The 12230-nt window shown below is 32.4% G+C and carries 9 protein-coding genes; 4 read left to right on the top strand and 5 right to left on the bottom strand.

Annotated features, from left to right (window positions below; all coding sequences use genetic code 11):
- Position 1: 1 nt before the first annotated feature.
- The 3 genes from D1869_RS09290 to D1869_RS09280 are packed head-to-tail and all read right to left on the bottom strand — an operon-like array spanning position 2 to position 2890.
- Positions 2 to 847: a DUF973 family protein gene (locus tag D1869_RS09290; protein WP_156014855.1), complete on the bottom strand. Its 846-nt coding sequence runs from the start codon at positions 845 to 847 to the stop codon at positions 2 to 4.
- A 31-nt stretch (positions 848 to 878) separates the two neighbouring features.
- Positions 879 to 2030: an LUD domain-containing protein gene (locus D1869_RS09285; protein WP_156014854.1), complete on the bottom strand. Its 1152-nt coding sequence runs from the start codon at positions 2028 to 2030 to the stop codon at positions 879 to 881.
- On the bottom strand, positions 2027 to 2890 hold the full coding sequence (locus tag D1869_RS09280; protein ID WP_156014853.1) for a heterodisulfide reductase-related iron-sulfur binding cluster: 864 nt from the start codon (positions 2888 to 2890) through the stop codon (positions 2027 to 2029). Before D1869_RS09280 ends, D1869_RS09285 begins: the two co-directional genes overlap by 4 nt.
- A 470-nt stretch (positions 2891 to 3360) precedes the next feature.
- Here D1869_RS09280 and hsp14 point away from each other — a divergent pair, with 470 nt between their 5' ends.
- On the top strand, positions 3361 to 3732 hold the full coding sequence (hsp14, locus tag D1869_RS09275) for an archaeal heat shock protein Hsp14 (RefSeq protein WP_184650993.1): 372 nt from the start codon (positions 3361 to 3363) through the stop codon (positions 3730 to 3732).
- Between the two features lie 18 nt (positions 3733 to 3750).
- On the opposite strand, the gene D1869_RS09270 is transcribed toward hsp14, so the two are convergent.
- On the bottom strand, positions 3751 to 5217 hold the full coding sequence (locus D1869_RS09270; RefSeq protein ID WP_156014851.1) for an ABC1 kinase family protein: 1467 nt from the start codon (positions 5215 to 5217) through the stop codon (positions 3751 to 3753).
- Between the two features lie 24 nt (positions 5218 to 5241).
- Positions 5242 to 8652 carry an MMPL family transporter gene (locus D1869_RS09265; protein ID WP_156014850.1) on the bottom strand — a complete coding sequence of 1137 codons (3411 nt, stop codon included), beginning with the start codon at positions 8650 to 8652 and terminating at the stop codon, positions 5242 to 5244.
- A 66-nt stretch (positions 8653 to 8718) separates the two neighbouring features.
- On the opposite strand from D1869_RS09265, the gene D1869_RS09260 reads away from it, so the two are divergent.
- The 3 genes from D1869_RS09260 to D1869_RS09250 are packed head-to-tail and all read left to right on the top strand — an operon-like array spanning position 8719 to position 12228.
- Complete coding sequence (locus tag D1869_RS09260) at positions 8719 to 10191, top strand: carboxypeptidase M32 (protein ID WP_184650994.1); 1473 nt, start codon at positions 8719 to 8721, stop codon at positions 10189 to 10191.
- 40 nt (positions 10192 to 10231) lie between these two features.
- The gene (locus D1869_RS09255) at positions 10232 to 11461 is read left to right on the top strand and encodes an ABC transporter permease subunit (protein WP_156014848.1); all 1230 of its coding nucleotides are present in this window, start codon (positions 10232 to 10234) and stop codon (positions 11459 to 11461) included.
- On the top strand, positions 11461 to 12228 hold the full coding sequence (locus D1869_RS09250) for a peptide ABC transporter permease (protein WP_231113585.1): 768 nt from the start codon (positions 11461 to 11463) through the stop codon (positions 12226 to 12228). Before D1869_RS09255 ends, D1869_RS09250 begins: the two co-directional genes overlap by 1 nt.
- The last annotated feature ends 2 nt before the right edge of the window (positions 12229 to 12230 follow it).

The following is a 12230-nucleotide window of genomic DNA, read 5'->3' as shown; positions in this document are numbered from 1 at the left end:
CTTATGTAAAAGTCAAGAATACTTTTACAGTTTGACCATTACTTAATACTAACGTAACCGAGTAAACACTTCCCCTAATAAAACCTGTTAATGGTGGAAATTGTATTGTAACGGTATTATTACCAGGATTTAGAATATAAGGAGTTATCTTATCCCAACTTACAGAAATTAATGTGTTATCTATAGAAGCCGATTGGATCTGTAATTGCGTAGAGGAATATAAGACAAGAGAAGCCTTACCGTCAGCAGATAAACTTCCAGTACCTACTTGATAAACTGAAACACTAGGCATAGATGCTGCTGGAGTAGGTATTATTGGAGATGGTGACAGTCTTTTCAAAACATCGTCTATACTAATATACGTCAATATCCATCCAACAAAGTTAATCCCTGGGATAATTATTAGAATTCCACCAATCCACATTAAATCGGATTGATAAAATCTACCTAAATTGTATATAGAAAGTCCAATTAATAAACCACCAATAAATTCTAGTAGAACACCTAAAACTACTAGTAGAGTTCCAAATATAGCTAGAACAGCACTTATAGCGAATAACCCTATGATACCTATAATTCCACCTAAAAAGATTATAATATATCCCCACGGTAGTATATTAGCTCCGGTTATACCATTCCTAACATCTTTACCAGTTTGTAAAAATAGGTTAAAGGCATCTTTTAGCTTAGGAATCGCTACAAACAGTAATAGTATGAAAGCTACAATGGAAATGATCTCCGAAAAAACCGTTACTACCCCAATAAACCCAATAAGAGTTGCTATTATAAACCACAGCGAGGCATCTTTTAGCTTATTTAACGCATTTACATCGAGATTTACGGACATTATTCATACTTTACTTAGAGAGATTAAAAACTTACTTATCACTTCTTTGTTTATTGCCCATGTATTTTATATACTCTAGAACTCTAGGAATATTTATTTTCATTGGACATACTTCCTTACAATTACCTGAGTGAGTACAATATAGAGCTGGTTTGTAATCGTTGTAAATAATATAAGACCACATCGCACCCATAGGTCCACTATAAGGAGCATCTCCCCAGCTCCCGTCTAAAACTCTATAGATTGGACAGTGAAGATGACATCTCCCGCATCTAATACAGAGTAGGGCTTCCCTAAGTATGGGATCCTTACTCGCCTTTAACCTACCGTTATCTACTAAAATTAGGTGAAATTCCTTAGGGCCATGTGCAGGGCTAACTCTTTTCATCTCAATATCTCCAGTAGAGCTGGGACCAGAAGTAACGTTAATATATGTTGGAGGATATAAACCAGCATAAGCGGCTTGGACTAAAGCCTCAATTAAAGCATCTTCAAGAGTGGGAACTATTTTTTCAACACCAACAATTGCTATATGAACCGGTGGTACTACGGTACTCATTCTAATGTTTCCCTCATTTTCAACAAGAACTATGGAACCTACATCTGCTGCAACTGCATTTGCACCAGTTATTCCAACATTAGCTGACAAAAACTTATTTCTTAAAAATTCCCTAACCTTTTGCACAAGCTCTTCATGAGAAGAACTCTCTGAAACATCAAAACCCAACTTCTCTTTAAGCAGTTTTGCAACCCTCTCTTTTGTCATATGAACGGCTGGAGCAATAATATGTGAAGGTGGTTCATCAGCTAACTGAATTAGAAACTCTCCTAAATCTGTTTCCCAAACCTCATTTCCCAGTTGTTGCAAATATTTTCTAATTCCCAATTCATACGCAACCATTGATTTTCCAAACACAACTATCTTTCCTTTTCCAACAATCTTTCCTACAATCTCCTTAGCCTCTTCAGCATTATTAACAAAATAAGCATTACCACCAGTTCTTTTCACAGCCTCTAACGTTTGTTCTACATACGTTTCTAAATCAGACAAAACTCTCATTTTAGCTTCCCTAAGTTTCTTAGCAAGATCTAGAATATATTTATGATTTTCAAGTATCTTGTGAACTCTCGGTACATTATTATTTATTGTCCTTTGTATTGCGATTTCCCAATCCTGACTCATTCAACCACCTCAATCCAATCTTTTACATTACCGTACTTTGAAAGGTTAGCATAACACATTGGGCAAACTACAATAATATTCTTACTAAGCTTAGATAATTGTTCTACCCTAGCTTTAGCAATTTTATCACTTAAATCTGGATTAATTGGCTTTATTGGCGAACCGCAACAGAATGAAGTGTCTACGCCAGTAATTAATTCGTCCTCCACAATCTTTATACCAGACTTATTAATTAAATCTCTGTATACATCTCTTAAATTAAGGAAACGAGAGTAAAGACAAGAATCGTGAATTACGAAAGTTTCTTCTCTATTTACTCCTTTCACATCTTTTACAAGTTCTAGGTAACTGACTATCTCTAAATCAAAATGCTCTACGAATTCATTATACCTTGAAAGCGCATTATGAGTATGAGGATCGACTGTTATTATTCTTTTTATTCCCTTGTTCTTGAAAAAGTTATATACACTTTTCGCGTATTGACCGAATTCGTCTAAATAACCTAGTTCAAGAAGTATGGCTCCACTATATGGCTCCTCCTCATAGAGATATGCGAAATTTATCCCATTTCTTTTAAGAAGTTGAGCTATTTTGTTCAAAATTCTGTAAGCTCTTTCTATCTCATCTTTGCTAGGCTTAATAAATCTACCTAAAAAGGATAAGGGCGATAGTTTTTCAGCATATGGTATGAACTTCGAATAGACCTCACTTAAAGATGCTGTTTGGTACATGCAAGAAGTATAAAGTATTGTTTCCCCTTTACTAGGTAAATCTTTCGCCCAGCCAGAGCATATCTTTTTATCAATAGGATAGGGAAAAGAATATTTTTGTAAATAATCATAAATTAATTTTCCCAGCACATATTGTAGTTTTTGGGACGAAATAAAAATATTTGCTTATTAATTTTTCACGTTACGTTTATTTATTATCTCTTTATTAGCTCTGATAATTCCATATTCCTTACAATTCTATAATTCACCTATAAAATATGCGATTTCAAACTTAATCATTACATAATTTTTAATTAGCAGAGATTTATAATTTTTTGAATTATTAAATTAAATAAATCTTGAGAAATTACAAATTAAATTAAATCATAAATTTTATTAACATTCCAAAGCATGATTTTTGCCAGTATTTTAAAATTTCCCTATATATGTACTTAAATTTAAATTAGGACTCTTAAACAATGAGAAATTAATTAGGAATAAAATATTTTATGTTGTCTGAGATAGTAATATTTATGAAAAGACTACTCAAATGGTACGCAATATATAGATTAATATTGTTTTTCCTTAAGAGGAGAAGGAGGTGAGGAAGGATTTCATTCATGTATTATTTAGGAAGAGAATTACAGAAGAGAAGTGAAGAACTAAGTAGAGGTTTCTATGAGCTAGTTTATCCACCAGTTGATATGTATGAGGAAGGAGGATACCTAGTAGTAGTAGCTGATTTAGCTGGTTTTAACAAGGAGAAAATTAAAGCAAGAATTAGTGGGCAAAACGAATTGATAATAGAAGCAGAAAGGGAGATTACCGAACCTGGCGTTAAGTACCTTACTCAAAGGCCAAAATATATTAGAAAAGTAATAAGATTGCCCTATAATGTTGCCAAAGATGCTGAAATATCTGGGAAATATGAAAATGGTGTACTAACAATTAGGATACCAATAGCTGGTACATCTGTTATAAAGATAGAATAACTTAATTTTCTTTCTTTTTCAAACCCTATTTATGGTTAATGCAAATATACCTATTAATATTGAAACAATAGCATCGTGAGACATTAAGTAATAGATTATTGCTATAATAACCAATATAGGGGCTATAATACTACCCCTATTACTCTTCTTAGCGGGCACTATAGGTTTTTCTAGTAAAGATAGTCTAAATTTTTTTATCGCTGCTTCCATCGTATTTCTGATGTCATCGAACATGGCACTCCATTGAAGTCCTTCTTCTTCAATTAACTTCTGTAAATTTACAAAGAAATTAAAATCTGGATCTATTTGTGTGCAAGTACCCCCAAGTACTGATGTCATTCTTATATATATTGCTAACTTTTCTGGTATTTTTAGTGGAAAACGATAAAATACTTCATTTGCCGCGTTAAGGAAAGTTTCTACTTCTAGGGTTTCTGCCGTAATTCCCTCAAATGTTTTTAAGAATAGCTCTATACCTTTTGCTAGTATTTCCCTATCTGCTTCAGGCTGAATAGCCCCTAATTCTTCAAGGACTTTTACTAAACCTATTGCGTCTAGCCTTATTAAGGCGGCGTAAGCTCTTAAAAGTCTATTTCTTGTCTCTTTATCCATTCTTCCAACCATTCCGAAATCGTAAAGTATTAAATTCCCTTTTTCATCAACAGCTAAATTTCCAGGATGAGGATCAGCATGAAAATACTCTTTCGTTAATAATAGTAACATAAAAGTTCTAAATACCCTATATGCTAAATAATCGGGCTTTACAATCTTTTTAGCCTCTGGAGAAGTGACTTTATACCCTTTTAAATATTCCATGATAAGTACTCGTTTAGTCGCATAATATGATTCTGGCACAATAACATCGGGAAATTCTTCAAGCTCCTCTTTAATTTTTTTCATATAGAATGCTTCTTTAGTAAAATCCATTTCTTCAAATATTCTCTTACTAAAATCATTCACTATTGCCCTTAAACTTTCATAAAAGGACTCATCAAATAGATACTTTGTTAAAGGTAATAAATTCTGGATAACTTTTACGTCTCTCTCTGCGATTTCCTTAATTCTAGGCCTATTTACCTTAATCACTACTATTTTTCCGGACTTTTTTTCTTTTGCTAAATAAACTTGACCTATACTTGCTGAAGATATTGGTTTCTTCTCTATTTCATATTCATTAAATTTCTCCCCTAAATCTTCTCTAAGTATAGGTTCAACTTCCTCCCATGGTGCTGGAGGAACTTCATCTTGTAATTTAGATAATTCCTTTAGATAAGGTTCCGGTAGAACATCAGAATGAACAGAAAGAACTTGGCCTAATTTAATAAATGCTGGTCCTAAAGAAATAAACGCTTCAAGTAATTTTCTTCCTTCTTTTCTCATTTCGTCTTCATCAACTTTTTCTCCCTTAAATTCCCTCTGCCTAAATTCTCTAAGCCTCAGAACTCTAGGTGCTAATTTAATTATTACTTGAAGCTCTCTAATCATATATAGAAATAAAAAATATAGCTTTTATACTATTAGCTTAGGCCTTATCTTAAATCTTCTGTAAAGGATAAGCAATAACGAGGGACTTAAATAGCTCCAGAGTACAGTAGTTTCCAGTATAGCTGCTACAGCAAATGCGAATCCTAATTCTTGCAAAATTGAAGCTTTTACTAACATTAATGAACCTAATGTACCAGCAAAAATTAAGCCTAGAAAAGCTATTGTTAACCTTAAATTACTAACAGAAATTTCAACTGCAGTCTCCATGTTATTTCCTTTTTCTAATTCTTCATGAACCCTAGCTATTAAGAAAATATTATAGTCCATTCCTATACCTATGATAATTGAAACTAAGAAAATCGGCACTACAGCAAATACCGAGTAACCAAGAACATTAGTAAATATTAACCTTTCTAGAGCTAAAGTTATTGCTACAGCTGATAGTATTGTGTAAATTATTACTCCAGAAACAGCTAAAGACCTTGTCATAATAAGCAATAGGATAAACATTGTGACAGCTATTTCTCCTACTATGATAAAGAAGTTAGTTTTAACGAAATTATAAATGTTAAAAGCGTCTACGGGTCCTCCACCAACATAACCGTTCTTTATAATCTTTTCTATTTGCTGAACAATTTGAAATGCTTGATTAGAGAATGGTTGATATTTTTGATTTACTACAAACAGCATATAACCGTGGGAGAAATACTGAGTATAATTATACTCTCCAAGTTCACTATAATTAACTATTCCTCCATATGGCGAAACAGGGGATTGTACCGCCGTTACTCCGGGTATACTAGACAACTCTTTATATATACTTACTGCGTAATTATATGCTGTTTGATTAAAAGTACCATTGTATGGAATAACCACATAAATTGGAAATATATTAGCTGAAGTAAACCTATTGCTTAATATCGTAACCCCTTGTGTTGCTTGAGAAGGCGGTAGTAAAGCTAAAACATTTAGTGTTAGAGGAGTGAACAAAGCTATAACTACTGAAATAATGACTATAGCTGAAATTATTCCAGCATAAAGTGATGGTCTTTTTATTGTTACTCTTTTACTCTCACTTTCTGTGAATTTCCTAGGGAAGAAAAGCTTATCTCCAGCACCCCTTAATATAGCCGGGAATAAGGTTATTGCTGATAACCACACAATTACAACAGCTAACATATCGGAAATTGCTGTATCCGAGAAAAATGGTATTTTGTATATATAAATAAATAAAAAGGACAGCATAACTATTAGTGCAGTTATCGTTACTGCCCTTCCGCCCCATTTAACAGCCTCGTAAACAGCTTCCTCCTTACTCTTTTTCTTTCTTCTCTCTTCAATATATCTTGCTGCTATAAATACCACATAATCTGTGCCTAAACCTAGAGCTAATAATAGTACTTCGCTAGGTGTTAGGAAGTTCACTGTAATATTGAGAATTTTTATTACAACTAACCATAGAAAGACTGAAGCAACTAAATATGCTGAAATGTAAATAGTTAAGGGCATTATTGCAGCAACAAAAGACCTAAAGTAAATCCCAGCAAGAATAATTGCTAGAATAATACCCACAGGAATTGCTATGGAATAAGCGTTTGAAGCGACATTCTTTAACTGATGACTAATTGGTTCCCCTCCAGTCAGATAAGTTTTCAATCCCATTTTTGTTTGAATATATTTTTGGAAATTAATTGCTTCTTGATAAGTAAAGTTTCCCTTCATAAAGACTAAGAAGAGGTTTGAGGAATATAAATTGTCGGTTATGTTACTTATTGGCTCTATAGGGAAAGTGTTAGAGGCTATGAGTTGTTCAACACTCTCGTTACTTAATACCACATTAATTAGCTCACTTTTGTTAACAGTTAGAATCGGTGTGAAATTAGCATAATTGACTATCAATTTTACTGCTAAATCTCTTACGCTCACATTAGTTTGTAACATATATGCAAGTTCTAAAGTAGTAAGGTTACTCTTTTGTAAAAGAGCGGAAAGTTTAGTTAAATGTGAAGAGAATAGATAGGCTGTAAGATTACTTACATTGTCATATTTAATTAATTGTATGAAGAACCATTGAGGTATATTTGTCTTATTTGAGGCTATACCAGATACATAATTTATGTAATCTTCAGTAGTGTTAAAAGATAAAATAGTATACACGAGTTCTTTGCTCACATTATAATGTAATGAAATATAACTTACTGCAAATTGTACTGGGGTTTTAGAAATATTCTCATAAACGCACTGTATAAATTGTCTTTCTGTAGTTGAATTAACTTTACTAATTATTTGTTGTAAAGCTATCTCATTAAAGTTAGTAGAGTTAAACACTTCTTCAAGAAAAGTTGCTGGAAGTCCCGTCTCTTCCTCATAAACCGAGATAAGGACTTGAAATGGAGATTGTGTAAGAAGTAATTTTGCAAGTTCAATGGGTATATGATAAGTATAATTGAAATAGCTTATTGTTGCCTCTTCTATTACTGAAATATTATTGAAGTTTGTTATGTTAATGTAGTGTAATACAAACGAAACAAACTCAAACTGTGTTGTGTTAAAGAAATGTTCTGAAGCTTCATATACTGCCTCATCTGCAACTAAATATATGTTAAACGGTGTTATTTCATTATTGCTCCAATAGGTGTAAAATAAAGAGAAGTATGGTTTTTCTTCTTGTGGTAATTGCGGATATACTTTTTCATAAGCAATTTGATTAGCGAAAGTGACGTTATGCGTTTGATTATAGACTTCCTCCCAAACTTCTAGGAAATATGATACTGGAACGAACAGAAACTTTGACAGATTGTAGATAGTTTGATTTGTTTCAATTTCTCCGTTATGAATCTTAGTAAACGCAGTATAGTTTTCTTGTAATGCGTTATGAAGCTGTTCAATCTTTAGCGCGGTTGAATTTATTGTCTCACTGACGTTTAAAAACTCGTTCTCAACTTCTAGTGTCCCATTATGTAATTCTTCTAGCTTATTTATTTCAGAAGTTAGATTAGAATACTCATTGGAGAGTTTTGCTGAAGTGTTACTTTCACCTTTACTTATGTTCAGAAATATATTAGATAAATTATCTACCTCTGGGTATAATTTGTTAAGGGTAGTGTTAAGTATACCTTTTTCTATTGTATAGAAATCATAAATAGAGATATTGCCGTAAGATGTCAGATTAGCTAAAAATGAGGAATATTGACTAACATTACCCTCTATTATTAAAACTCCATTAGAGCCTGAAGCTCCTAGAAGCTTAAAGTAGTTTGAAACAATATTCTCGGCTTTAGCTGATGTACTGCCCGGTACTGAAATCGCAACTTGATAGCTTACAGATTTTAAGAAAAGAGAAGAAAGGGGTGTTGCCAATATAATTAACACAATCCAAATAATTATTACTATATACCATCTTTTTACGATAAATTTAGCTAGTCCATCAAACATAATTAAAAAGATATATCTATAGTTTATAAGACTAATCAATTTAAACCTCTAAATCATAAGTTTATTATGCCTTTTGAGAACATAAAAGAGCTCGTTGAAGAATATAAAAAGATCTGGAGTTTAAATTATGCTTTAAGTTTAATGAGTTGGGATAGAGAAACTTACATGCCCCCAGCTGACGCTTCCATAAGAGGAGAAGTTACTGGAATATTTAGTGAGTTAATTAAGGAGGAATATCTAAAACTTAACAATTTGGTTCAGAAATATGAAGGAAAAGAGAATTTATCTGATGAAGAGAAAGGTTTCATTAGGGTACTAAATAGAGAAATTAAGTATTATGTTAAAGTTCCTATAGAGATAATTAAGGAGCTAGACAAGATAATATCTGAGGCGTTAATAGTTTGGAGAAATGCAAAGAATGAAGGAAATTTCGGTAAGTTTAAACCCTATTTAGAGAAAATTGTGGATTTGGAGAGGAAGATTGCTGAGTATTTAGGATATGAAAAACATCCCTATAACGCACTTTTAGACCTATATGAAGAGGGATTTACGGTTGATGATGGTGATAGAATATTCAATATACTACTCCCTAATCTAAAGGACATACTAGATAAAGTAAGAGAAAAAGGCTATTATCCGGCTTCCCATCCATTAGAAAGTGTTGAATATGAGATTAAAGATATGGAAAAAGTAAATAGAGAAATTCTGAAATTACTAAAAATGCCGGAAGACTCATTTAGAATGGATGTTTCAGCTCATCCTTTTACGATTAGAATTTCTGGGAGTGATGTGAGAATAACTACTAGATATGAGGGGAAGGATTTCAAGGAGACAATTTACTCAGTTGTTCATGAAAGTGGACATGCTATTTATGAGTTACTTATTGATAAAAGCCTAGAAATGACTCCATTAGCCCAAGGTGCATCTACTGGAATTCATGAATCTCAATCTAGATTTTGGGAGAACATAATAGGAAGAAGTAAGGAGTTTATTCATCTTGTCTTTCCGATTTTGAAAAATAATCTTTCATTTTTGAAGGAGTATGATGAAGAAGAGCTACACAAGTATGTAAATACTGTTAGGCCAAGTTTGATTAGAGTAGATGCTGATGAAGTAACTTATAATTTTCATATAGCGTTAAGATATGAGATTGAGAAGAAGCTACTGAACGAAGATATTAAAGTTGAGGAATTACCAGAAATATGGAATGATTTCATGGAAAAATACTTAGGAATTAGACCAAAAAATGATGGTGAAGGTGTTTTACAAGATATTCATTGGTCTCAGGGGTCAATAGGTTACTTCCCTACATATACTTTAGGCAATGTAGTAGCTGGAATGATATATTCTTCTTATAAGAACTTGAAATATGATATATCCCAAGGAAATTTTGATAATGTTAAATCATGGTTACGTGAAAAAATATGTAAGTATGGTGCTACTTATTCTCCTAAAGAGTTACTAATGAGAGCTTTTGGAAAAACTTACGATCCTAATGATTTGCTTAAGTATTTAAGAGAGAAGTATCTAAGTATTTGATCTTAGATAAATATTTAAGCATACTGTTGAACCCTTTTTTGTGAAAAGCTCATATTTACTTTATATTTCTATAATTCTCTTAATACTAGGTTTAATTATTTCATTTATTTCGATAGAATCTAAACAAATTATGCTCTTTTATTATAATGAGAGTAATATCGCTTATCCACAACCAGGATGGCAAGACTATTATTGGAGTGTGTTAGTATATGGAAATCCGAATGCTACAATAATTACCTTCAATGAGACTATATTTCTAAAGAATGTTAACATATATCATTTTAATACAACGACAAGATACGTGTATATTATACATGGTTATATACAACCATACGCATATCTTTCTCCATTTTCCCTTTTTTTAGTATTAACAGCCTCATTTATTGGATTTAAAGGAACAACTTTATTCTTTCAATCAAGAATACTAGGGGAAGAGCTAACAAAAGGTTACGCTGTAGGAGGTTCCTTATATAGATACGTGCTCAAAAGATTTTCCAGCTTCTTAATCTCTATGATTCTAGTAATAACTGTAGTTATTATACTCGAATCGCTTCATGGAAGAAATATAATAAAAACTATTTATGACATGAGTTTATTTAATTTAGGTAACAGTTCATATTTTGGAATTTCAGTTACTAGCCTAGTTTTAACAGCCTTAGCTTATACTTCTTTACTTCTAGGAATCTCCTTTGCACTAACTGTATATTTAAGTGCATTTCTTTCAATTTATAGTTTGACCAATAGGAGGCTAAGAAATATTATTGATAAATGGAAATACATTGGTACCGCATTAGCATCATGGGTATTATCAATAATAGTAATTTACTTTTTACATTTCTTCCTTAATATCTTCCCTTATGGTACTCCAAAAGAGAATATAGTCCCCTACTTATTCATGCCACTCATATCCTTATTTTTCCCCTATGTAGGAATATTTAGTAATAGACTTCTATCTAATGTAAAAAGTATTCCAGCTAATTACAAGGGATTAAAAGAAACCATTCTAATTTATAGACATTTACTGGGTAATGTGACGGTAGTAATGTTATCATCAATATCCTCAGCATTTATTGAAATGTTACTTGCTGAAATGCTAGTTGAAGGAATATTCTTATGGCCAGGTTTAGGTGAGTTATTAAAAATAGCCATATTTCATGGAGATTATAAAATAGTAGAAGGAGTAATGGTACTATATTCTACTATTGCTCTGTTATCTAATCTGATAACTGATATTATTTATGGTGTTATGGATCCAAGGGTGACTAGGTAATGATTAGACTTTACGTATTGTTAGGACTATTTATTTCTATTGTAACTTCAAGTATATTCCTTGACTTTTATCAATTACCTAAAGGGAAACCATTAACACCACCTAATCCCTCATACCCTTTAGGTACTTATATCAATGGAGAAAATATGATAAATGTAAATGCCGTTGCAATAGTTAACACATTAGTGTTCGGTAGTATAGTCGGCATACTTGAGACGTTACTATCAGTAACTTATGGTGTTATTGCAGGGATTATAGGAGGGAAAGTAAGAACTACTATGGTTAGAGTTGCTGACTCTATAAATTCTATACCCAGATTACCTTTCTTACTTTCAATAGCATTGTTTTACGGCATACCTACTGGAACATCACTAAAAGCGAATTTTTTCGTAACTGCTATAATAGTCGCCCTAACTGGTTGGCCCCTTTTTGCTAGACAAATTGCTGAAGTAATTTATACTCAGTCCATTGGGAAATCGTTAAGGATAATAATTAAAAGGATTCCAATAAGAATAGGTTTTCACGTTTTGGGAGTAAAGCAGACTATTCAATTAATTATTCCTTCAGCTATAGACGGAATATCTACTTACACAGCTATGGGTGTTATTGGAGGTGTTGGTGATCCGAGATATCCGACTCTGACTACATTACTTAATACGGCATCACACTTAATTCCAGACTGGTGGCTGTTTCTTATACCAGCAATATTTAGGGGTATTATACTTATCCTACTTCAATTATTAGCCGATGAAATAAGGAGGATTTAAAA

Origin of the sequence: Sulfurisphaera ohwakuensis (genome assembly GCF_009729055.1) — an archaeon.
Taxonomy (GTDB): domain Archaea; phylum Thermoproteota; class Thermoprotei_A; order Sulfolobales; family Sulfolobaceae; genus Sulfurisphaera; species Sulfurisphaera ohwakuensis.
This window is presented reverse-complemented; position numbering and strand designations above follow the sequence as displayed.